Raw genomic sequence first — 22,571 nt, forward strand, 5'->3', positions numbered from 1 at the left:
TTAACCGGCGGCCCGATCCGTGGCGCCAAGCGATCGTTTGGTGCCCGTGCCGAACGAGCGCACGACACGCGCGATGTGCTGCATATGGCGCTGCTCGAGATCCTGATGGACTGGCAACAGAATGAGCTCTTTCTTGAGTTTGAGGGCTTCGGGATACTGGTTCCAGTCCAGTCCCTTGTGGCAGCCCCACCACCAAGGCGACACGGGGACGCCGGACGCGTTCAGCTTGGCGCACCATTGCGGCTTGTCCCGCACAAGGATCGGCAGCCCGAGCGGGCAGGTCTTGCGATTCTCGATCGGCCTGTCCCAGAGCAAGGTGTAGTCTCCACCGTCTGACAAGAGGCGATGCAGATCGTTATAATTGTTCCGGCGTTTACTCGCGACGTCAGCGGCGTTGGTTCGCCGCACCGCGCCCAACGTTGCCCGGAATGCCTGGGTCGCGCTCGTGCCAGCTCTGCAATAATAGGAGGCCGGGATATCGGGCAGCGACTGCGCGTCATGGGCGGCTTCTTGGCTCGCAATGGTGGAGAGGGTTCGCGGCGGCAGTCCGAGCGACGTTCCGACCCATTTCTTGACCAGCGAGAGCGTTTCGCGGGAATTGCGCTTCCATTCGGACGGCGCGAGAGAATGGACATTGGACTGCGGCGCATCGCGAAGAACGAGGGCGCCGCCGGTGCAGACCGGCAATGTCTTGTAAAAGCTGTAGACCGCCGCATCGCCCGTTTCGCCGGTACCGCCGCTGAACAGCGAAAGTGCGCAGTCCTCTAGCAGCCGGATCTGCCGCTCGCGACACAACGCCGCCAGTTCCTCGAGGTCAGTGGGCCGGCCGAAATAGTGCGTGACATGAATAAGCCGGGTCCGCGGGGTTAGCCTGCGGCGCAGGTCGGCCATATCGATCTGGGCCCGGCTGTCGATGCGATACATCGAAACCCGGGCGCCGGCTGCAATGAGCGGGCTTATTTCCGATCCGCAATTATATGCAGGTACGAGCACGTCGTCGGCTTCGGAGATGTTCCACAACCGTGCGGCCAGTTGGACCGCCGCGCGCCCCGACTGAGTGAAGATCGACGTGGCGCTGCGGTTCTGGAACCACGAGGGGGGATGGCCGCCAGCGAACCAATCGGCACATAGCTGGACGGGGCTGCGGACCATCTCGGCGCATTGCATGGCCATTCACATCCGAGCGCGAATCCAGGTTCGCCAAAGTGAGCCGTAGCGAAGTGGCTGGCGCGGCGCGAGCTTCAATCGCCAGATGCGATAGTAAAGCAGATGAACGAGGTCGGACAACGCAAGGAACAGGCTGACGCGCCGCGACGAGCCAGCGCGTGTGCTTTTGACCAGGATCGAGAGGAAATCGCTCTCCTCGCCGCCATACTGAACTTTGTAGTCGTAGCGGCCGGGACCGGCGTCGACATAGCGAATGCCTTCGCCGGTCATCTGCTCGAGCAACTGCATCAGCCCTAGCACGCCCAGGCCGTAGCGGCCCATTTCTCGTTCTGTGGACCGGGCAGGGAGCCGCCAATGGCAGTTCGGCCCGAAGGTGAGGGCATACTGACTGGCAACGGAGCGCCCGTCAGCATTCAACGTCATCAAGCGCACCTGTCCGGTTTGCGCGAGACGTGAGACGAGATCGCGGTTGAACGCGCGGGAGCCAGGCCAATCACCAAAATAGCCTGGCCTTCGATCGGCCAGCCACTGCTCGGTGTGCGCCTCCTCGAAGGTCAGGAACGCGGCGGCTGCGTCGTCCGGCTCACTGACGAGACATGACTCGACGGTGAACGACTTGTTCAAAAGATTAAGTTGGCGCCGGTAATTCTGGCGGGCGCGCTTCTCCAGCCCTGCAACATATGTGTCGAAACGGTCGGGTAATTGAAAGGAAACCTCGACGCCCGTCGCCATGTCGCGAGCCAAGGCGACTGACCCGCCAGGGTGGCCGGCGACGGCTCGTAGTGCCGCAAGTGTGGGGTCTCCCGCGGGCAGGTAGCCGAACCAAACCGCGTCGCATTGCTCGACATCGACGAAGTTCGTCAAGATCTGCCGGTAGATGATGCCGGCCCATTGTGGAGACACAGGCAGCGCGAACACGGCCGATACAAAGTCGGCACTCAGCCGTTTGGCAATGCGAATGGTGACAGGCCCGAGCCAAAGGCGTTCGATGAACATCGGGGCCAGGCCGACGAGCCGCTCTCCCTTTCTGAAAACGAAGAGACGGAGCTCGCGACCCCGTCCGTAGTGATGCCACCAGATGCGGCACCAGTCGTAGCTCGAGTACAGGCGCCCACCGACGCTTAGGACGAAGCTGTCCCATTCTTCCGGCGAGATCCCCGCCTGTTCGAACGAGTTCGCCACGGAAGCGACGATCGGTGTGTCTTCCCTTGCGGAAGACCTCGCCGCGACTGCGAAATCAAGCATGGTCATGTCGGGTCAACACCAAAGATATGAAAGCGCAACGCCGCCGTCGCCGCGGCGGCCTTGCTGCGTGCAACGGGGTCTCGCGTGACGACGGACGGAAGCAGCCAGCCGACCAATCTTGCCGCATTCGAAAACAGGAAGAGTGTCTTCGCCGCGATCCACTGACCGAGCCCGAGGTTCTTCCTGAAATAGATCAGCATGCTCTTCTGTAGCTGGACCAGCATCTTGACGTTGACCTGCCCGGTGCTCTTTCCTCCGCCGTCGACGTGGATGATCTGCGCGCCGGGGAAAAAAACGCGGCGCCAGCCGGCCTTGCTGAAGCGGAAGCACCAATCGGCCTCCTCGGCGTAGATGAAATAGCTCTCGTCCATCACACCGACCTGCTTGATCGCCTCGTGACGGACCAGCATGAACATGCCGGAGATGACGTCGATGTCCTCCAGGGTGTCGCGTCGCCACCAGCCGAGTTGGGGCTTCGCGAATATCGAGGAGTGCGGGAACAGGCGAGGCAGCCCGGTGAGGGTGAGAAAGAGGATCCAGGCCGAGGGAAACGAGAAGCCGGTCTGCTGAATCTGGCCGTCGCGTTCCAGGACCTGGCAGCCCACCACGCCGATGTCGGGATGGGAATCGGCGTATGCCACGCATCGGTCTATTGCGGTGTCCAGCACCACCGTATCCGGGTTCAGCAGCAGGTAATAACGCCCGGATGCGACCTGCATCGCCTGGTTGTTCGCCGCGGCGAAGCCGCGGTTGCGATCGTTGGCGATCAGCTTCACCGTAGGGAAATCCCGCTCGCACATGCTGACCGAACCATCGTGGCTGGCATTGTCCACCACGATGATTTCGTAAGACGTGTCGCGGCTTTGGCTGATGACCGAAGCCAGGCAGTTGCGCAGAAGTTCTCGCGTGTTCCAATTGACGATGATGACAGAGACGTCCATGTCAGTTGCTTTTCACCTTCTGTTTGACAACGTTCCTGGCCCGCTCGGCGAGGCTGATGATTTGCTTGCGAAGGAAGCTCGGGGCGAGTTCATAGGGGCCGACTTCAGTGACAATCCGGCCGCTCATCCTTTGCTTGAAGCGATAAACATCGGGATTTCGCTCCTGATCGACGCCTCCGAGGTCGTAGTGGAGGTTGCCGACGGACTTGGCGTGCACGATCGCGTTCCATTGCAGTAGATAGGACGCACGTAAATCACGTCCCTGTGCGGTGGTGGCTCCAAGCAGGTAAACGCTGGTGTCGCCCACGTAACTGCCAAGATGTCCGGCGATGAGCTCTCCATCGTGCCAGGCGAGATGGAGGACGAGCTTCTGCTCTTTCGGGCTTGCGGTCTGGACGCGCTTGAAGAAACGCACGTCCTGGCTCGGCATGAAGCCTTTCTTTTCGGTCAGCGTCAGGAATATCCGCTCGAAGGCATCGAAATCGTTCAACTCGACCGAGCGAGTGACTTCGACGCCAGCGCTCTGTGCCCTTTTGAGGTCGCTACGCCACTTGGCGTGGAGACGGCGATGGACGTCGTCGAGGGGGTCGGCGAGGTCGACGACCATGGTCTTCCGGGACGACTGGTGCTGACTCGGGCGGAATCCTCGCGACTCCAGGCAGGAGGTCTGATCCTCCTGATGCAATCCAGCATCAAGCGCGGGAGTAATGCGCAGCATCAGGCGTCGGCGATCGACATACTCTTCCTTCAGGGCATCCAGGCAATGACCGAATTGCTCTTTGCAGAAGCTTTCGTCGTGCCTGATCATGGGCGCGTGATTGAGATACGCAATCCCCATCGACGTCATGGGAAGCTTCTTGACCCTGATGTCGGCGAGGCCAATGAGGCGCTGGTTCTGCGCCAGACCCCTCAGTTCCGATTTTGCTCCGACGTGAGCCGCTGCCGCGACGGCGTAACTGCTGCATTGACGATAGGACGCATCCCGGAATGTGGATGTCAGTTCGTCCCACGTCTCGCTCGCGAGAGGATTAACCGATAGTCCGGTCGTCATGGATGCATCAAGCCTTCAATAGGGACCTGCAAAGCACAAAGCCGCGCTTCCACAAGCGGCGGCGCGGGCATCCGCGTTACGCAGAAAATTACGTTCAGCTCATGCTTTGATTATTTTAATTCCTGTGCAATATAAGCATACTATTTAATACGAGAATATGTGCAAGCATTAAATATAGAAGATATTTAATCCGATGGTCGGAGGCGTCTTGACGCAGCGGAAATTCATTCTGAATCTGCACGGCGTGGGAACCGCGTCGCGGGCATATGAGCCTGGTGAGCAGCCCTATTGGCTCAGCCAGCAGGAGTTGGACGGGGTTCTCGACCTCGTTCGAGCGAAAGCGGGCGGGGCCGCGATCGCGGTGACCGTCGACGACGGGAACAGTTCCGATTACGACATCCTTGCTCCGGCGCTTCGCGAGCGGGGAATCAGTGCTACCTTTTTCGTTTTGGCTGCAAAGCTCGGCGAGCGCGGATATTTGACCGAATGGCAGGTTCGGGCTCTCGCTAACGAGGGCTTCGGGATCGGTTCGCATGGGCTTGACCATGTCGATTGGAGCCGCGCTGACGACACGTGCCTGGCTCGTGAGCTGAAGGAATCGAAGACAATCCTCGAGGCGGTGACGGACCGACCGGTCATCGCAGCCGCAGCACCGTTTGGGCGATATGACCGTCGCGTGCTGCGTGCGCTCGCCAAGGCCGGGTATCGCCGGGTGTTCAGCAGCGACGGAGGACCCCGGCTGACCGCGGCGTGGCCGACGCCGCGACTATCGCTCCAGTCGGGTGTCGATATTGGTGCGTTGGCGGGCCAGATCGATGCGTGGTCTTTGACGGACCAAACGCGCGCGGAGTTGCGCGGTTTGCTCAAATCGTCGGTTCCGGGCTCCGCCCTTCGGCTGCGACGGAGTGTCCGGCGCCTGGTCCAGCCGCGTGCGGCAACATCGGCGCGTTAGGCTCGCCGCAATCGGGAACTCTGGTCGTGCGTCCATTTCGGAGATTTCCGATAGGCTCTCGCTTTGGCGAGGCAGCGGGCCGCCGCGTTGACGCCGAAATAGATCGCGATCGCCGGCCACATCGTTGGCCGCTTCAGCAACCTCATCAATGCGCGATTGTTGCTGGCATCGGCATTCGCCATCATGGCTGGAAACCGGCGCGCAAGCTCGTCAGTGCCGTAGTAAACGCGTGTGCGTATTGCCGTAAGGCTCTTGAGGGTCCGCGGCGCGTAAACGGTTGACGTCACGGTCGGCAGCGTTGCGCGTTCGCCGGGTGAAAACTGCAGGCGGACGAAGGCATCGTCGGCCGTGATCGCCGGAAACTTGGCAAATCGCGAGCGGCCTGCGCTCGACAGCGCATAAACACCGGAACCGCCGATGCCTTGCCGGGACGAGGGCAGTCGCGAACGGATCATGTAATAGGCGCGGACCGGAATTGAGCAGCCATCGACGTCGATGCGCGGTGTCGGAGCGACGGCCAAAACCTCGCCCTTGGCAAGAGATCCCGCGAGACTGCGAGCCGTATCGGCCGTGATGATGACGTCGGCATCGAGGTAGATGCGGGGAAACGCCCGCACGACGGCATCGCCCAAATTCAATGCGTTCGCTTTTCCTGGCACGTCGGTCTCGAGGACGCGGACAGGGAAACGTCTCGCGATGTCGACCGTGTCGTCCGAGCAGGCATTGCAAACGACGGCGATCTCAAGTTCTCCGGGGGCTGTTCCGGCCAGCAACGTCTCGAGGCTACGCCCGATCACGGCGGCTTCGTTGTGCGCTGGAATGATAATGGAGATCATCGTCGCTCTGTCCGTCTTGCGTGAAGCATGTTGATGCCGTATTCGTTGGGCATGAAAGTTAGGCTGCACCGATCGGGCGTTCTGCCACGGTGGTCTCATGCGATGAGATGAGGCCTGCAAGAGCCTGTGAAAGGTCCGATGACTCGGCATGCGGCTCCAGCCGGTCCACGATCTGCGTCTTTCTGCGCGCGCTGACGGCCTCCCAGCGATAGTCGTCCGCGCTGGCGAGCGCGGCTTCGGCCATGAGGCTGCGCTTGGAAACGTCAGTCGCCAGCTCCTGGATCGCCGCGACCCAGCCTGCCGCGTCATAGGGATCCAGCACATAACCTTCGCGGCCATCGTTGACGACGCGACCTGCGCCCATCGGGCTGGTGATGACGGGAAGCCCGCAGCCGCAAGCTTCGTAGGTGACCTGGGGACCACCTTCCTCGATCGTGGGAAACGCGAAGATGTCTGCCGAGCGGTAAAGCGCTCCAGCGTCCGAAACGTAGTCGAGCACGGTGACGTCGGGACGTGCAAGCAAGCTGCCGCACTGCTCCTTGATCGCAGCTTCCATCGCGCCGGCCAATACGAGCTCGCCACGTACCTTGCTGCGCGCCCAGTAGTCCAGAATGAGATGGGCTCCCTTGCGGACACCAATTGTGCCGACAAAAGCGATCCTGACTCCGTCGATCGGGGGCAGCAGCCGTGTGGCTCCGGCGAAGCGCTGCGGGTCCCAGCCGTAGCTTGCCTCGAGGATCTTTGTCGGAGGCAGCCCCGTCTCCTGCAATGATTTCGTCACCATGCCGTTCGGGGAAAACACGTAGTCCGCGGCGTGTAGTGCGTCACGCTCGACCTCGGCGGAGGTGTCGTCCAGGCCGTGCGTCGGGCGCGCTGCAAGACGCTTGTAAGCGTCGTCGAGCAGTTGCTTGGCTCTCCAGCGAGGGCCGTTAATCATTTCGCGAAAGACCGTGATGCCCCTGGACTTCAGCTCGTTGATGGTCGAGACGGATGCATTGGGCCAGATATAGGCGCCGCGATTGTCAGCGGTAACCTCGCGAACGATCCGCAAGAATGCGGTGTCGATCGTGGCAAGGGCGAGCGGCCGAGACACCCGATAGGGCAATCGTCGCGCCCAGATCGGCAGTGCCTCGGTTACGCCGACCGACGGAATCGTAAACGAGCTTGCCCGGGGCGTGACAATGTTTACGTTCAGCGGCCTATCGTCGATCTCGCGGCTCACCAATCCCTTCGCAATCATGCCGCACGTGTAGCTCGGACCACGCGCGATAAATTCCGAAGGCAAGAATATATCCAGGCGGCTGGTCAAGAATGCTCCTTGATGTGGCGACAGGGCCCCCCGCCGGGGATGCGGCTATATCTGTGCGCGCCATCGGCTGTCTGTGGGACCGGCCGGCCGTGCGTGTAATGGGTCAGCGATGGTTCGCGTGGTTCTCGTCACCGGCGAGGTGCCCGTATCGATGAAGCGTCGCAATGTTGCAATCAGGGCAGGCGATGCCGACGTGCTGATCGGATCGACATTGTTGGGGCCGGCCAGTTGCGAAAGTTTGTCGAAGAGTTGCTGCCGGTCTTCGGCGACCAGGATGCGGCCCTGGCCGGAGAAGTACTGCGCCGTGCCCAACTGATGATCGTTGCGATGTTCTCCGAGGTCGCTCCTGCGCGGCATGACGATCATGCGCTTGCCGAACTCGAGCGCGGTCAGGATCGAGCCCATCCCCGCGTGACCGATGATGACCCGCGCCTTGAGCGCACGCTCACGGAACTCTTGCGGCGTGATGAAGCGTTCCGTCTGGATATGCTTTGCAACATACGCCGAAGGGCCGACTTGGGCGAACACGTCCGTTTCATTCGTTGTGCCCGCCCAGTCGTCGAGCGCGGCGATGAGACGGTCGAAGTGAATCTGTGTGCCCACGGTGGCAAAAATCATAACACCGACCCTCCAAAATGCGGGCCCTGCGGCCTCACGAGATGTGGCCACTGGGTCAGCCACAGATCCACATGACGGCCGATCTTCGCGCCGGAGAGGGACAGCTGGTCGACATTGGCGATGCTGTCCAGCCAGACGGTCCTGGCGCCGGTCAGCCTGGCCAGCCGCAACGCGATATATCCCGGCGCCGCGCCCGTCGAGACGACGACATCGGGCCTTTCGGCCCAGATGATACGCGCGAGCTGCAGTGTCGTCTTGATCAGGCCGAGCTTGGTCGACCGGCTGGCATCGTTGACGGAATAGAATTTGTAATCCGCAACCTGGGGCCGGTACGAGGCGTGCGTGCTGACAAAGGTCACGTCGCAATCCCTGAACGCCTCCATGACGCGCAGCAGCTGGATCCAGTGGCCGCCTCCCGAGGCGACCGCCAACACTTTCTTGCGACGCTGCCGGGGTCTGTCGTGATTTTCGATTTGAGAGCGCTTCGCCGAAGCTTCTGCCATGCGGGCAATCCCTCCCATTCTTCAAATTAATAGCGGAAATAATATTAATTAAAGCGATTTAAATATCAAATTAACAGATAGTCAATATTAAATGTTGATTTATCGGCCCGGCGATTTAATGTCGCGGTGCTGGAAGCGTTCCGGTTGCCTCAAGCGGGGGAAGTGCGTGGGCTATTCGCCTGTAAGGACTGCGACGCGGCCGAAGATCGCGGTCTGCTGCTTCATTCCCGATTACGGCCATCTGCAGCCGTTGCTGAAGATCGCGGACGCGCTGCGGGAGCAGGGTTTCGAGATCAAATGTTATATTGCCGAGGAATGCAGACCTCTCCTGCAGCGATTCCAGTTCGACTGTTTCACGTTGAACAGCACGGATCGGTTGAAGCGGCGGAAGGAAATGACCCGGGCGTTCGGCCGCTCGACATTCTTCAACAGCGTCTGCCTCTATCTGCATTATCTCATGATGTATCCGCGGATCGTCGCCGAGGTCGGCAACTCCGCGGCAAGCCTCAGCGACGAATTGACCCGACAGCAGCCGGATCTGATCATCTGCGATACGCTCTGGTTCACCGATTGGTACGCGCGGATCGCCCAGTCGCTGGGCATCAACATCGTCCTGAACAGCTTCGACGGCAGCCTGGCCTATAACCAGCGGCCTTTCGTCCAGACCTACGGCATCACCGATGCCCCGCAGTTCGTTCAGTCGGCCTTTGAGGTGGTTTCGGCTATCTCGACGAAGCTGTGTGCGTCCTATTATCGGCTCCGCTTCCTCCGGACCTGGCTCGGAGTACGCCGGCGCCGGCGGGCGGCGAAGGCCCAATTCGACGCGGCCTTTCCGCTTGACGGAGCGCCGCCGATAAAAACGCCGGACTGGCTGGTTGTTGGGACGGCGAGCACTGAACGGCAGCGGCTCGGTACGGTTCTACGCCTCGATGGTGCCGATCGGAGTGAGATCCCGGCGCTGCGGTTTCGGTCTTCCGCTCCTATCCCCCCTGAACTCGAGGGTTGGATCGACTCCGGCGATCATCCTGTCGTTTACGTATCCTTTGGCTCTGCCGTCGACCTCGACGCGACTTTTGTCAGGGCGATCTACCAAGGCCTTCGCGGCTTGGACGCGAGGGTCTTGTGGAGCCTGCCCGACAGTCAGCGAGGCTTTCTGTCCGGCGTTCCTGAAGCAGACAACATACGGATTGAGCGCTTCGTGCCTCAGCCGGAGATCCTGGCGATGGCCAAGGTTCGATGCTTTGTCACACAGGGGGGGCCGCATAGCATTCAGGAGGCGCTGTTCGGTGCCACGCCGATGCTGTGCATCCCGTTCTTCGTCGACCAGGCCTACAACAGCTCCGTCGTGGAGCGGCTGGGGGTCGGAAGGCGGCTTTGGCGCAAGGACGTGTCCGCGAAAACTATAGGCGATGCAGTCAAAGGCATTCTGGCGGACGCGAGCTGCAGCAGGAATATCATCGAGATAAGTGAAGATCTCAGTCGCCATGAAGGCGGTGAGGCCGTCGCAACATACGTCGCACAATTCATTAAGAGGCAGCCGACGCTCCGGCAAACACCAATTGAGGTGTTCGACGCAAGCCGCAACATTGCCTGGACCTAGTATTATTTCGATGAAGCGAGGTGGCTGCCTCGACGTAATGAAGACGGATCGAGAATTTCGAGGGGGAGATTGCCGATGAACATTGCAGGAATCGCCAACAGAATTCGCAAAGGTGATCTCGAATACGCGCTCGGGCGCTTCAAGACGGTGCGCGTTGCTTATGGCGCGATGCGACGCGTGATTGATCCGCCGGCGCCGATCTTAGCAGAGGACGATATGCGCCGAACTTTGTTCCCTGGTTCAGATGTCGGCGAGATCGTCCGGACCATTCGGCAAGAGGCTGTCTTCGTCGGCTTGACGCTTCCGGCGGATACTGTCGCCGAGATCGACGCGTTCGGTCGTTCGGAGCCACTCTTCGCGGGGTACGATCCCAACGGCCCGACCTTTCGATATGGCGATGTTGTTCGAGGCAAGGCGCCCGACGGGAGAGCCGTCCCGATCGGCGGCATCCGCAATCCGGCGCGCTGCCCGGCGATCCAGGCTGTGATCGATGATCCGATGCTTCGGGCAATCGTGCGCGGTTATCTCGGTCACGAACCGCATCGGATCATGACCATTCTGGATTGGAGTTTTGCATCCGACTTCTCAGACGAAGAGCGCCGGCGGCTGCGGCACCACGTCATCGACTATCATTACGACGTCGGCGGCTACAACTTCCTCTATGCGAGCTTTTATATCACGCCGACGGATCGGAATTCCGGCGCGCACAGGATGATGAAGCGCTCACACGATCGGAAGCCAATGCGAATGCTGCTGGGCTCGGCGGTCGCGTCGGAAACCACCGTCAGGCAGCTCTATGGAATTGAAAACGAGATCACGATCGAAGGTCCGGCCGGAATGGGGTTCGTGCAAGATACGTCCTGCTATCATCGCGCGACGCCTCCGACACACGGCGACCGGCTGATGCTGGCGGTTCGATTCATCAATTGAGGCGGTATCAATCCATGACGCAGAGATCACAGAATAGACATTCCCGCGCCTGTGAATTGCCATCGGCATCGGTAACTGCTTTCGATTTGGTGCGCGGGAGCGTCGATGACGGCGCCTCCCAAAGTCGCCGAGCGATTGGAACCCAATATCGCTCGGACGTTATGGTGCTTATGCCTACAACTCCAAAAGACCAGCTCGAACGCCTCGAGCGCGACATCGAGGCCCATTTGCAAGCCGACGAGGCCGCGCTGGCGCGGCGCGACCGTGAGCTCTATCTGTGGACGGCCGAGGACAGGCTTGAATGGCAGGAGACCCGTGCTGGCAACCTGGAGCGCCTTAACGAGCTGTTCGAAGAGCGTGACGCGCTTCAGCGAAAGCTTGGGATAGCCTCTAGCGAAGCGGGGCAATCGAGGAAGCAGTCGACCGGCACCGCGTTTGCCGCGGCGCTTTCGCTCAAGTGAGCCGAGGCGATCTCTGCTCGAGTTCTGGAGTTCGGCCCGCAGCTCAGCCGCTGCTTGTGCAGGGTATTCACGATGGCCGGATGCATGAATTCCGGGCACTCCCGTGTTAATACCGGTTTATATATTTAATATTTAATTGACGTGCAATTAAACTTTAAATAGCGTGTCGACGAGCAGGCCGCATTTTTTATCTCTCGAGATTTTCTGACGGAGTTGCATTATGCAAGATGACAACTCGCTTTTCGATGTCGCACCGTCGCGAACCGATACGACAAGCAAGAAGAGAAACCGCAATCAGGCACCGACAACCGGCAGCCCCCCGAGCGAACTGGCCCCTCAACGCCTGAATGCCTCGCTATTGGCGCGGCTGCCGGCCGACATCAATCTCGCGGACGTTCCCTGCGGCGGAGCCGGGGCGCTCGGTGATGGGGCTTCGCAGGACGGTTCGGGAGAACCGCTGCCGCAGAACGGCCGAACCGGTATCGAATTCGTAAAGGTGGCTTCGGCCGTTGATCAGCCGATATTGGTGTCCGATACGGAGAATCCCGACAGCGGCGCAAAGCCGATCGCGCCGAGCAGCACGCAGAACAATTCGCCACTCGCCGCCGACCCGTCGAATCCGAGCGACCCTGTCGGCAGCAGGCAGGCGTCAATCGTCGTTTCGGATGCAGGATCGATTACACCGGTATCTGCGACCCCGCTATCGACGACCTCGCTTTCCGCATCGCTGCCGATGACTTCGAATGCCAGCGCTTGCTGCGGCACCTGCGGTTATGTCAATTGCCCCCTGCAGCCGCTCGCGCTCAAATCCAGCCAGCACAGTGCGCTGGCTGGACAGGGTTCCGGCACCGGGACACCCGGGACGGCCGATTATATCGTCACCAGCGCGTTAGGCCTGCCGAAGGCCTCGATCAGCGATCAATTGTCGGTCAAAAATATTGTGCCGTTGGCGAATTGGGATCGCGCGTCGTCGGTGGGGACCACGAACGGCTCCCTGCCGGGCGGCGGCAACGCGCCTCAAGTTGGAGGCCGGGTCGGGATTTTGTCCGGACCTGTTTCGACCACGACGACGGCCGCGCCCCCGGTCACGCCCACGGCGATCAATCCGATCGTGCTGGAGAACGAGAAGCCCGGTAATCCCGAAAGCGAGTGGGGCATCGACGGCGACGGTGACGACAACATCGAAGGCTTTGCGACCGACATCAGCGTCAATGTCGGCACAACGGTCAGCTTCAAGATCAATACGGATTCCAGTCACTACAGGATCGATATCTATCGCCTCGGCTATTACGGCGGACTCGGCGCCCGGAAAGTAGCGACCATCGACCATACGGGCGTCCAAGATCAGCCGGCCCCCCTCACTGACCCGACGACCGGCCTGGTCGATGCAGGGAATTGGTCCGTCTCTGCATCATGGGACGTCCCTGCCGACGCGGTTTCCGGCGTCTACTTCGCCAAGCTGACGCGCGAGGATGGTACGTCGGGTGAAAATCAGATTCCGTTCATCGTGCGCGACGACAGCAGTCACAGCGACGTCGTGTTCCAGACATCGGATGAAACCTGGCAGGCCTATAATGGCTGGGGCGGCGCCAATCTCTACGGCGGCGATGGACCCGCGACGGGGCAGGGTGCCGGACGCGCCTATGCCGTGAGCTATAATCGTCCCATCGACACGCGTGGCGACGTCGGCACCTACGCAGGGCCGCAAGACTATCTGTTCGGTGCCGAATATTCCGCAATCTCATGGCTCGAAGAGAACGGCTACGACGTCTCCTACATGGCGGGCGTCGACACCGATCGTTACGGCAGCCTCCTGCTGAACCACAAGGTGTTCCTGGACGCCGGTCACGATGAGTATTGGTCGGGGCAGCAGCGCGCGAATGTCGAGGCTGCACGCGATGCCGGCGTCAATCTGGAGTTCTGGAGCGGCAACGAAGTCTATTGGCGGACACGCTGGGGCGACAGCATCAGCAGCGATTCGACGGCGTATCGCACGCTGATCACCTACAAGGACACCTGGGCCGGCGCACAGATCGACCCATCCGGTCAATGGACCGGGACGTTCCGCGACCCTCGTTTCGGCGCGACCGCCGATGGCGGCGGCATTCCGGAAAATTCGCTGACCGGCCAGCTATTCCAGGTCGACGACGTCGGCGCAAACCTGGGCACGATCCAAATTCCCTATTCTGACGCCGATTTGCGTTTCTGGAGAAACACCAGCGTCGCCAACCTGCAGCCGGGTCAGACCGCGTCGTTGACGACGAACTATCTCGGCTATGAATGGGACGAGGCGCCCGACAATGGCTTCGATCCAGCCGGGCTGGTCAAGCTCTCGTCGACGACAGTCAATGTCGACTCCTACCTGCTCGATTACGGAAACACCACCGGCGCGGGGACGGCAACGCACAACCTGACACTGTATCGCGCGCCCAGCGGTGCCTTGGTGTTTGGCGCGGGCACGGTCTATTGGCCTTGGGCCTTGAGTGCCAACCACGACAACGAAGCGACGCCATCGGATCCCACGGTCCAGCAGGCGATGGTCAATCTGTTCGCCGACATGGGCGTTCAGCCAGGAACGCTCCAATCAGGATTGATCAAGGGGCAGGCTTCGACCGATCACACAGCGCCGGTTTCGATCATCAGCAATCCCGGCACCGTAACGGCCGGCAGCCCCGTCACGATTACGGGCACCGCGAGCGATGTGGGTGGCGTCGTCGCCGGCGTCGAGATTTCGACAGACGACGGCGCGAGCTGGCATCCGGTCACCGGCGACAATACATGGAGCTATACTTGGTCCCCGCAGGTCGCCGGCAGTTACACGATTCTCTCGCGTGCCGTCGACGACAGCATCAACCTGGAAACCCCGTCTTCCGGACTGACGATCAACGTCGCTCCGGCCCCTTATCTCACCCTGTTTTCCGGAAGTGCGACGCCGGCGACCCTCAACACGCTCGACGCCGGCGCGGTCGAGCTCGGCGTGAAGTTCGTTGCCTCGGTGTCGGGCACCGTGACCGGTGTTCGCTTTTACAAGAGCAGCCAGGACACCGGAGTACATACCGGGGAACTGTGGTCGAGCACCGGCACGCAACTGGCGACCGTCACTTTCACCAACGAAACAGCCAGCGGATGGCAATCCGCCATCTTCTCCAACCCCGTAACGATCACGCCAGGCGCGACCTACACCGTCTCGTATCACACCAATGTTGGCCATTATTCCAATACGGGCGAATACTTCACCTCCGACGTCGTCAACGGTCCGCTGACGGCACCAGCCACCGGCAACGGCGTCTTCGTCTACGGCAATGGAGGTGTTGCCCCGACCAATACCTACCAATCCACCAACTTCTGGGTGGATGTCGAGTTCAAGCCTTCGGGCGGAACGACCAATGTTGCGCCGGTCGCCGTCGATGATTCCGGCCTGGTGGCCACGCAGAACACCGCCGCGGTCATCGCGGCCGCGGCGCTGATCGCCAACGATAGCGATGCCAACGGTGACGCACTTACGGTCACCGCGGTGAGCGCGGCGGTTCACGGCACGGTCGTGCTCAACACACAAGCCAATCCAGCCAATAATACGATCACGTTCACGCCCGACGCGGGCTATACGGGGCCAGCTTCCTTCAAGTACACGATCTCGGACGGCCGGGGCGGCACTGCGACCGCGAATGTCAGCTTGAATGTTGCGGCGCCGGGAACACAGCCGGTGAGCTTGTTCAACGCTAGCAATACACCGCAGCAAGTTGGCTTGAACGACGGCACCCCGCTCGAAGTCGGTGTCAAGTTCAGCTCGTCGGCGGCGGGCAGCATCACCGCGTTGAAGTTCTACCGCAGCGCCGGCGATACCGGGTCGGACCTGCTCGATCTCTGGAGTTCGACCGGTACCAAGCTTGCCAGCGTCACATTCTCCAACACCTCGGCGACCGGCTGGCAGACGGTGCAATTGACGACACCGGTCGCGATCACGGCCAACACCACCTACGTCGCCTCGTACCACACCAATGGTACCTATGTGGCGACCAACAATTACTTCACATCAGCGGTGACCAGCGGCAGCCTGACCGCGCCTTCCGGAACGAACGGCGTCTACGCCTATGGCGGCACCAGCACGGCCGGCATCTTCCCGACCAGTACCTACAGCTCGGGGAATTATTTCGCCGACGTTGTCTTCACCCCGTCGGGCGGCAGCTCGCCCGGCAACACGCCGCCGACGGCGGTCGCCGACACCGGCAATGCGACCGAGAAGGGCGGCATTGCCAACGGATCGGGTGGCTCGCCTGCGAGCGGCAACGTGCTGACCAACGATACCGATCCCGACACCGGCGACACCAAGGCGGTGTCCGCGGTGAGCTTCGGCAGCACCAACGGCACGTTGGGCACGGCCCTGGCCGGCGCGCATGGCAGCCTCGTCCTCAATGCCGACGGCACCTATACCTACACGGTCAATGAGAACGACGCGACCGTGCAAGCTTTGCGGCTATCGACCGACACGGTGTCCGACGTCTTCAACTACACCATGCGGGATACCGCCGGCGCCACGTCGTCGACGACGCTGACGATCGCGATCCACGGCGCCAACGACGCGCCGGTGCTGGCAAGCCAGACCGCCACGCAGAATGCGGTAGTCGGATCGCCGTTCTCGCTGGCGCTGCCGGCCGGCACCTTCACCGATGTCGATACCGGCGACAGCCTGACCTATGCGGCAACGAAAGCCGACGGCACGGCGCTTCCGGCCTGGCTGACGTTCAACCCGACCACGCGGACCTTCAGCGGCACCCCCGGCTCGACCAACGTCGGCACACTGAGCGTCAAGACGACTGTGACGGATCTCGGCGGTCTGACCGCCGGCGAGACCTTCAACATCGGGGTCACGACGACGGCGCAGGTGAGCCTGTTCAACAGCACGAGCACGCCGCAGCTGACCGGCTTGAACGATGGCACACCGCTCGAAGTCGGTGTCAAGTTCAGCTCGTCGGCGGCGGGCAGCATCACCGCGTTGAAGTTCTACCGCAGCGCCGGCGATACCGGGTCGGACCTGCTCGATCTCTGGAGTTCGACCGGTACCAAGCTTGCCAGCGTCACATTCTCCAACACCTCGGCGACCGGCTGGCAGACGGTGCAATTGACGACACCGGTCGCGATCACGGCCAACACCACCTACGTCGCCTCGTACCACACCAATGGTACCTATGTGGCGACCAACAATTACTTCACATCAGCGGTGACCAGCGGCAGCCTGACCGCGCCTTCCGGAACGAACGGCGTCTACGCCTATGGCGGCACCAGCACGGCCGGCATCTTCCCGACCAGTACCTACAGCTCGGGGAATTATTTCGCCGACGTTGTCTTCACCCCGTCGGGCGGCAGCTCGCCCGGCAACACGCCGCCGACGGCGGTCGCCGACACCGGCAATGCGACCGAGAAGGGCGGCATTGCCAATGGATCGGGTGGCTCGCCTGCGAGCGGCAACGTGCTGACCAACGACACCGATCCTGACACCGGAGATACCAAGGCGGTGGCCGCGGTGAGCTTCGGCAGCACCAACGGCACGTTGGGCACGGCCCTGGCCGGTGCGCATGGCAGCCTCGTTCTCAATGCCGACGGAACCTATACCTACACGGTCAATGAGAACGACGCGACCGTGCAAGCTTTGCGGCTATCGACCGACACGGTGTCCGACGTCTTCAACTACACCATGCGCGACACGGCCGGCGCCACCTCGTCGACGACGCTGACGATCGCGATCCATGGCGCCAACGACGCGCCGGTGCTGGCGAGCCAGACCGCCACGCAGAATGCGGTAGTCGGATCGCCGTTCTCGCTCGCGCTGCCGGCCGGCACCTTCACCGATGTCGATGCCGGCGACAGCCTGACCTATGCCGCAACGAAAGCCGACGGCACGGCGCTTCCGGCCTGGCTGACGTTCAATCCGACCACGCGGACCTTCAGCGGCACCCCAGGCTCGACCGATGTCGGCACCCTGAGCTTGAAGACCTCCGTGACCGATCTCGGCGGCCTGACGACCAGCGAAACCTTCAACGTCGGCGTCACGGCGACAGCGCAGGTGAGCTTGTTCAACAGCACGAGCACGCCGCAGCTCGTCGGATTGAACGACGGCACGCCGCTTGAGGTCGGCGTCAAGTTCAGCTCGTCGACGGCAGGCGACATCATCGCGCTGAAGTTCTACCGCAGCACGGGCGACACGGGCCCGGACCTGCTCGATCTCTGGAGCTCGACCGGTACCAAGCTTGCCAGCGCCACGTTCACCAACACCTCGGCGACCGGCTGGCAGACGGTACAGCTTGCGACACCGGTGACGATTGCGGCCAACACGACCTACGTCGCCTCCTATCACACCAACGGTGCCTACGCTGCGACCAGCAACTTCTTCAACTCCGCGGTGACCAGCGGCAGCTTGACCGCGCCGTCTTCCGCATCCGCCGGTGGCAATGGCGTCTACGCCTATGGTGGCACCGGTACCGACGGGTTGTTCCCAACGAACAGTTTCAACGCAGGAAATTACTGGGCTGACGTCGTGTTCCGGCCGGCACTTGCCTAGGCCGTCTTAAACGCAACTCGAAGCATAGGAAAAAGACGATGCATACCGAAATATATACTGACGGCATCGATGAAATCACGGTGGGTGGCTCGATCGTCCGGGTCGATCTGGTCAGTCTTTCGCCGACCGAGCGCGACGCCAATAACGCACCTGTAAAAGTGTTCCGCCAGAGACTGATCTTTTCGCTCGAAGCGTTCGCGAATTCGGTGGACGTCATGCAGAAGGCGCTGCAGGGATTGGTCGACGCCGGCGCGGTCACGCGCTCGCAGCCGAGGGCAACGGTCAATGCGTCGCCTGTCGCCGGCGAACGCGGCGTCGTCAAAACTCTGGATTCTGCACGGTCTCCGAATGTCTCTGCAAACTTCGGTTGAGGCGGACGAGGTCCGGAGCGAACTCGTCGAGCCGGCGCGTGCTGCACCGGAACCGTCAGGCACTGAAACACAGACCGCGCTCGAATGCCTGTCCCGGGTGGCCGTCCTTCACGGGGTGGACCTGCCGGTCGAGCGGCTCAGGCACGCCTACGCCCTGGATAACACACCGGTTTCGCAAGCCTTGCTGCTTCGCATGATGCAGGAAGCGGGGCTTCGGGCGCAGCAATTGCACCTCGATTGGAATACGCTCTGCGGCCTGGGCGAGGCATACCCCGCGCTGGTCCGCCTCGCGAACGGCAACTGGATCCTCGTCCTGGGTGCAGAAGACGGAATGGACGGTGAGGGCGCCGTCAGAATGATCGATCCGCTTGCCGAGCGGTGGGACGAGCCGCTGATTGTTGCCAAGGCGCGGTTCTGCGCCAATTGGGATGGCGAAACCGTCCTGGTGAAGCGCGGTCAGGCTTCATCGAGCGCGCAAACGCCTTTTGGATTCCGATGGTTCTTCCCCGAACTGCGGCGGGAGTGGCGGCTGTTCGCGGACGTGGCCATGGCCGCGCTCCTGCTCTACGCATTGGGGTTGGCGATCCCGATGTTTTTCCAGCTCGTGATCGACAAGGTTCTCGTTCACGAAAGTTTCACGACGCTCTACGTGCTGGCCGGATGTGCCGCCGTCGCGCTGATCTTCGATGCGACCTTCAATTTCCTGCGCCGGTTCCTGCTGCTGTATGCAACCAACAAGATCGACATCCGTGTTGCCACGAAGACGTTTGGCCACCTTCTGGGCTTGCCCATCACGTTCTTCGAACACATGTCGGCGGGTGTGCTCATCAAGCACATGCAGCAGGCGACCCGTGTCCGCGAGTTCTTGACCGGCCGGCTGTTCCTGACCGCGCTTGATGGATTGTCGCTGTTCGTCTTTCTGCCGGTTCTGGCGCTCTACAGCATCAAGCTGACCGGCCTCGTGCTGGCGTTCACGGCGCTGAGCGGCATCGTGATCCTGCTCCTGATCGGACCATTTCGGCGTCGGCTGTACGACCTCTACCAGGCGGAGGGAGCTCGCCAGGCTTTGCTCGTCGAGACCGTTCACGGGATGCGAACCGTGAAGGCGTTGGCGATGGAGCCGATGCAGGGGCGGACATGGGACGATCGTTGCGCACAATCGGTCTCAACGCGTTTCAGCGTGGAGAAGATCTCGGCCATGGCGCAATCCGTGACCGGGCTGCTCGAAAAGGCCATGACCGTCGGGATCATCGCGCTCGGTGCCCTCGATGTGTTCTCCGGCGAGATGACCATCGGAGTGCTCGTTGCGTTCAACATGCTGGCGGGACGCGTCTCGGGACCGCTGGTCCAGATCGTGACGACGGTGCACGAGTATCAGGAAGTCGCGCTGGCGGTAAAAATGCTCGGCGAGGTGATGAACCAGACGCCGGAGAGTCGCGGCAATACTGGCGGATTGCGGCCTGAGATCACCGGCAAGATCGAATTCGAGAACGTCTCGTTTCGTTACGGTCCCGACGGTGCGCCCGCACTGGACAACGTGTCTCTCGCGATCGAGCCGGGCAAGGTGTTCGGCGTCGTGGGTCGAAGCGGATCGGGCAAATCGACGCTGACGCGCCTCATTGCAGGCCTGTACCCGATACAACAAGGGTTGCTGCGGATCGATGGATACGATTCGCGCGAGCTCGATCTGGCTCACCTGCGCAAAAGCCTCGGGCTTGTCCTGCAGGACAACTTCCTGTTCCGCGGCACCGTGCGCGAGAACATTGCCTGCGCCAAGCGCGACGCGACCTTTGCCGAGGTGGTACAGGCGGCTCAATTGGCGGGCGCAGACGAGTTCATCGAGCGGCTGCCGCGCGGCTTCGACACGATGCTCGAGGAAGATGCCTCGAACCTGTCGGGTGGCCAGAAGCAGCGTCTGGCCATCGCAAGGGCGCTCATTGTCAAGCCGCGCGTGCTGATTTTCGACGAGGCGACCAGCGCGCTCGACGCCGAAAGCGAAATGATCATCCGGCGCAATTTGCGCAGATTGGCGCAAGGCCGGACGGTGATCATCGTGTCGCACCGGCTGTCGATGCTGACGGAAGCCAACGCAATTGCGGTGATCGATCAGGGGCGCGTGGTGGACGTCGATCGTCACGACCAGCTCCTGGGCCGGTGCCACATCTATCGCTATCTTTGGAACCAGCAGACGAAGCAGGTCGCATGAGCGTCTCTGAAAGTCGATCGCGCCGCCTGGCCGCGCGATTATTCCCCGCGCGGCGAAATGCGCGTCGCTCGTCATCGCTCCGCTCGGCGCCTCCGTCGCGTCCCGCAGCGGTCACCCAATTCCAATCCGACGCAATGGAGGTTGGCGGCCGTACGCCACCGCACATTGCGCGTCTTACCCTGTACGGCATTGCGGCGTTGATCGTGACGGCCGTGACCTTGGCATCCGTGTCGCATGTCGACACCATCGTCATGGCGCAGGGAAGGGTGACCACGGTCAGCCCCAACCTGGTGGTCCAGCCGCTGGAGACGTCGGTCATTCGAGAGATTCATGTGAAGGTCGGCGACGTTGTCGCAAAGGGCGCTCCTTTGGCAACGCTCGATCCGACTTTCTCGCAGGCCGATCTGGATGCGTCGCGCATCCGTGTTCGGGCGTTTGACGCGACGATCGATCGCCTCAAGGCCGAACTGGGCGGACACGATTTCGTGGCTGCGAGCGGCGCAAATGCCGATGAGGTGCTGCAGGGAAATCTGTTCGCCCAGCGCCAGAGATTCTACCAATCTCAGATGCGCAATTTCGATGCCCAGATCGCGAGCGCGCAGGCCAATCTCAAGACCAGCCAGGAGGAAGAGGCCGTCCTGGTCGAGCGTCTCGATACGATGGCCGCGATCGAGAAGATGCGCAGCAATCTGATGGCAAAGGAGGTCGGCTCGCAGCTGAATCTCCTGTTGTCGCGCGACGCACGGCTCGACGTTCAAACCAGCCTGGCGAGGGTTCGCGGCAGCATTGCCGATTACGAACACAAGGTTGATAAGGCTCAGGCGGATCGCGACGTCTTTGCCGAGGACTTCCGCAAGACCGCCTACCAGGAGCTTGTCGAGACGGTAGCGAAACGCAACGGCGCTGCAGAGGATCTGAAAAAGGTCGAACTTCGCCGGGAGCTGATCATGTTGACGGCGCCCGCGGATGCCATTGTGCTCGAGATCGCCAATCGAACCGTAGGTTCGGTCGTCCGGGAGGCGGAAACGCTTTTCATCCTGGTGCCGCGAGATGTTCCGCTGCAAGCCGAAGTCAATGTCGAGGGCAAGGATATCGGGCGATTGGAGGTCGGTCAGCCGGTCCGGATCAAGTTCGAGGCGTTTCCCTTCCAGAAATTCGGAACGGCAGCGGGCACGGTCCGCGTCGTGAGCAATGACGCGTTCGCGCCGGATCAAAAAGCCGAAACCTCGCACCGGACGCAGGTTCCTTATTTCCGGGTGCTCGTGGACATTGTCGACCTGAAGCACCTTCGCTCCGATCGAATTCAGATTACGCCCGGAATGGCAGTCACAGCTGAACTGAAAACGGGCACACGCAGCGTCATCTCGTATTTCCTGTACCCCATCCTTCGCGGATTGGATGAAAGCATTCGCGAGCCCTAGCGAAAATCCGCGGACGCGAGGCAGAGGTCGTCGACCCCCGCATCGGTTTCCGGACGGAAGCTGGTGGCCAAAGGTGCGCTTGCTAGATCATGCGCGCGCTGGACAATGCCTGTTGAGCTTCCGCGCGATTTCGGGCGGGGGTCAAAGCCAGTAACCCGCCCCCCAGCCAACGATTCCAGCGTGCGGGATCATTCGCCTCGGCGGAGGTTGGAATCTGTCGTCATCGAGCGCTTGCGGAGAATAAAGCAATCGTGCGCGCGCCTGGCGCGGGGTCAACATTAGGGGCGCGAGCTTTGCCCGAATCCCTGCAACAGAATCGCGCACAGCGTGTGGTCGACAAACCACGACGGATCGCGCAATCGCTGCGTCGAACGCCGCTATGTCGTTCATGCGGCGGTATTTTT

General features: G+C 61.5%; 17 protein-coding genes. 8 read left to right on the forward strand and 9 right to left on the reverse strand.

Annotated elements, in window-relative coordinates; all coding sequences use genetic code 11:
* Genes IC762_RS09785 through IC762_RS09800 form a run of 4 tightly spaced genes read right to left on the reverse strand, consistent with a single transcriptional unit; the run spans position 1 to position 4,404 of the window.
* A complete protein-coding gene (locus IC762_RS09785) occupies positions 1-1,173 on the reverse strand; it encodes an aminotransferase class V-fold PLP-dependent enzyme (protein ID WP_195788591.1) in 1,173 nt (390 codons plus the stop codon).
* Positions 1,174-2,418, reverse strand: coding sequence for a GNAT family N-acetyltransferase (locus tag IC762_RS09790; RefSeq protein ID WP_195788592.1), 1,245 nt, complete (start codon positions 2,416-2,418; stop codon positions 1,174-1,176).
* A complete protein-coding gene (locus IC762_RS09795) occupies positions 2,415-3,353 on the reverse strand; it encodes a glycosyltransferase family 2 protein (RefSeq protein WP_195788593.1) in 939 nt (312 codons plus the stop codon). Before IC762_RS09795 ends, IC762_RS09790 begins: the two co-directional genes overlap by 4 nt.
* A 1-nt stretch (position 3,354) precedes the next feature.
* Positions 3,355-4,404 carry a lipid II:glycine glycyltransferase FemX gene (locus IC762_RS09800; protein ID WP_195788594.1) on the reverse strand — a complete coding sequence of 350 codons (1,050 nt, stop codon included), beginning with the start codon at positions 4,402-4,404 and terminating at the stop codon, positions 3,355-3,357.
* 208 nt (positions 4,405-4,612) lie between these two features.
* On the opposite strand from IC762_RS09800, the gene IC762_RS09805 reads away from it, so the two are divergent.
* Entirely contained in the window at positions 4,613-5,356 is a 744-nt protein-coding gene (locus IC762_RS09805) for a polysaccharide deacetylase family protein (protein WP_195788595.1), read from the forward strand.
* Here the strand turns inward: IC762_RS09805 and IC762_RS09810 are convergent.
* From IC762_RS09810 to IC762_RS09825, 4 genes are read right to left on the reverse strand one after another with little or no spacing between them, the layout of a single operon-like run.
* Positions 5,353-6,192: a glycosyltransferase gene (locus IC762_RS09810; RefSeq protein WP_195788596.1), complete on the reverse strand. Its 840-nt coding sequence runs from the start codon at positions 6,190-6,192 to the stop codon at positions 5,353-5,355. The two genes, IC762_RS09805 and IC762_RS09810, sit on opposite strands and share 4 nt — an antisense overlap.
* Before the next feature lie 58 nt (positions 6,193-6,250).
* Complete coding sequence (locus IC762_RS09815) at positions 6,251-7,501, reverse strand: glycosyltransferase family 4 protein (RefSeq protein WP_195788597.1); 1,251 nt, start codon at positions 7,499-7,501, stop codon at positions 6,251-6,253.
* Positions 7,502-7,546: 45 nt separating this feature from the next.
* Entirely contained in the window at positions 7,547-8,119 is a 573-nt protein-coding gene (locus tag IC762_RS09820; RefSeq protein WP_195788598.1) for a glycosyltransferase, read from the reverse strand.
* Positions 8,116-8,640, reverse strand: coding sequence for a glycosyltransferase (locus tag IC762_RS09825; protein ID WP_246801502.1), 525 nt, complete (start codon positions 8,638-8,640; stop codon positions 8,116-8,118). Before IC762_RS09825 ends, IC762_RS09820 begins: the two co-directional genes overlap by 4 nt.
* Positions 8,641-8,788: 148 nt before the next feature.
* On the opposite strand from IC762_RS09825, the gene IC762_RS09830 reads away from it, so the two are divergent.
* The 3 genes from IC762_RS09830 (at position 8,789) to IC762_RS09840 (ending at position 11,613) form a co-directional block, all read left to right on the forward strand.
* Positions 8,789-10,222 (forward strand): glycosyltransferase, encoded by a 1,434-nt coding sequence (locus IC762_RS09830; RefSeq protein ID WP_195788599.1) that lies wholly within the window; start codon positions 8,789-8,791, stop codon positions 10,220-10,222.
* Positions 10,223-10,297: 75 nt separating this feature from the next.
* The gene (locus tag IC762_RS09835) at positions 10,298-11,152 is read left to right on the forward strand and encodes a hypothetical protein (protein WP_195788600.1); all 855 of its coding nucleotides are present in this window, start codon (positions 10,298-10,300) and stop codon (positions 11,150-11,152) included.
* A 14-nt stretch (positions 11,153-11,166) separates the two neighbouring features.
* The gene (locus IC762_RS09840) at positions 11,167-11,613 is read left to right on the forward strand and encodes a hypothetical protein (RefSeq protein WP_195788601.1); all 447 of its coding nucleotides are present in this window, start codon (positions 11,167-11,169) and stop codon (positions 11,611-11,613) included.
* A 513-nt stretch (positions 11,614-12,126) separates the two neighbouring features.
* Here IC762_RS09840 and IC762_RS35225 read toward each other — a convergent pair.
* Positions 12,127-12,378: a hypothetical protein gene (locus tag IC762_RS35225; protein ID WP_246801504.1), complete on the reverse strand. Its 252-nt coding sequence runs from the start codon at positions 12,376-12,378 to the stop codon at positions 12,127-12,129.
* A gap of 277 nt (positions 12,379-12,655) precedes the next feature.
* On the opposite strand from IC762_RS35225, the gene IC762_RS09845 reads away from it, so the two are divergent.
* Genes IC762_RS09845 through IC762_RS09860 form a run of 4 tightly spaced genes read left to right on the forward strand, consistent with a single transcriptional unit; the run spans position 12,656 to position 22,167 of the window.
* Positions 12,656-18,169: a DUF4082 domain-containing protein gene (locus IC762_RS09845; protein WP_246801505.1), complete on the forward strand. Its 5,514-nt coding sequence runs from the start codon at positions 12,656-12,658 to the stop codon at positions 18,167-18,169.
* 38 nt (positions 18,170-18,207) lie between these two features.
* Entirely contained in the window at positions 18,208-18,540 is a 333-nt protein-coding gene (locus tag IC762_RS09850; RefSeq protein ID WP_246801506.1) for a hypothetical protein, read from the forward strand.
* Positions 18,518-20,746, forward strand: coding sequence for a peptidase domain-containing ABC transporter (locus IC762_RS09855; RefSeq protein ID WP_195788603.1), 2,229 nt, complete (start codon positions 18,518-18,520; stop codon positions 20,744-20,746). Before IC762_RS09850 ends, IC762_RS09855 begins: the two co-directional genes overlap by 23 nt.
* Entirely contained in the window at positions 20,743-22,167 is a 1,425-nt protein-coding gene (locus IC762_RS09860; protein ID WP_195788604.1) for an HlyD family type I secretion periplasmic adaptor subunit, read from the forward strand. The genes IC762_RS09855 and IC762_RS09860 overlap by 4 nt, the downstream gene beginning before the upstream one ends.
* Positions 22,168-22,571: the final 404 nt, after the last annotated feature.

It is taken from the genome of Bradyrhizobium genosp. L, assembly GCF_015624485.1.
Lineage (GTDB): Bacteria > Pseudomonadota > Alphaproteobacteria > Rhizobiales > Xanthobacteraceae > Bradyrhizobium.

What these genes read in the sequence shown, in the direction of transcription:
- IC762_RS09785 (WP_195788591.1), bottom strand. Translation starts at nt 1,173, where the DNA reads ATGGCCATGCAATGCGCCGAGATGGTCCGCAGCCCCGTCCAGCTATGT.
- IC762_RS09790 (WP_195788592.1), bottom strand. Translation starts at nt 2,418, where the DNA reads ATGACCATGCTTGATTTCGCAGTCGCGGCGAGGTCTTCCGCAAGGGAA.
- IC762_RS09795 (WP_195788593.1), bottom strand. Translation starts at nt 3,353, where the DNA reads ATGGACGTCTCTGTCATCATCGTCAATTGGAACACGCGAGAACTTCTG.
- IC762_RS09800 (WP_195788594.1), bottom strand. Translation starts at nt 4,404, where the DNA reads ATGACGACCGGACTATCGGTTAATCCTCTCGCGAGCGAGACGTGGGAC.
- IC762_RS09810 (WP_195788596.1), bottom strand. Translation starts at nt 6,192, where the DNA reads ATGATCTCCATTATCATTCCAGCGCACAACGAAGCCGCCGTGATCGGG.
- IC762_RS09820 (WP_195788598.1), bottom strand. Translation starts at nt 8,119, where the DNA reads ATGATTTTTGCCACCGTGGGCACACAGATTCACTTCGACCGTCTCATC.
- IC762_RS09825 (WP_246801502.1), bottom strand. Translation starts at nt 8,640, where the DNA reads ATGGGAGGGATTGCCCGCATGGCAGAAGCTTCGGCGAAGCGCTCTCAA.
- IC762_RS09835 (WP_195788600.1), top strand. Translation starts at nt 10,298, where the DNA reads ATGAACATTGCAGGAATCGCCAACAGAATTCGCAAAGGTGATCTCGAA.
- IC762_RS09840 (WP_195788601.1), top strand. Translation starts at nt 11,167, where the DNA reads ATGACGCAGAGATCACAGAATAGACATTCCCGCGCCTGTGAATTGCCA.
- IC762_RS09850 (WP_246801506.1), top strand. Translation starts at nt 18,208, where the DNA reads ATGCATACCGAAATATATACTGACGGCATCGATGAAATCACGGTGGGT.
- IC762_RS09855 (WP_195788603.1), top strand. Translation starts at nt 18,518, where the DNA reads ATGTCTCTGCAAACTTCGGTTGAGGCGGACGAGGTCCGGAGCGAACTC.
- IC762_RS09860 (WP_195788604.1), top strand. Translation starts at nt 20,743, where the DNA reads ATGAGCGTCTCTGAAAGTCGATCGCGCCGCCTGGCCGCGCGATTATTC.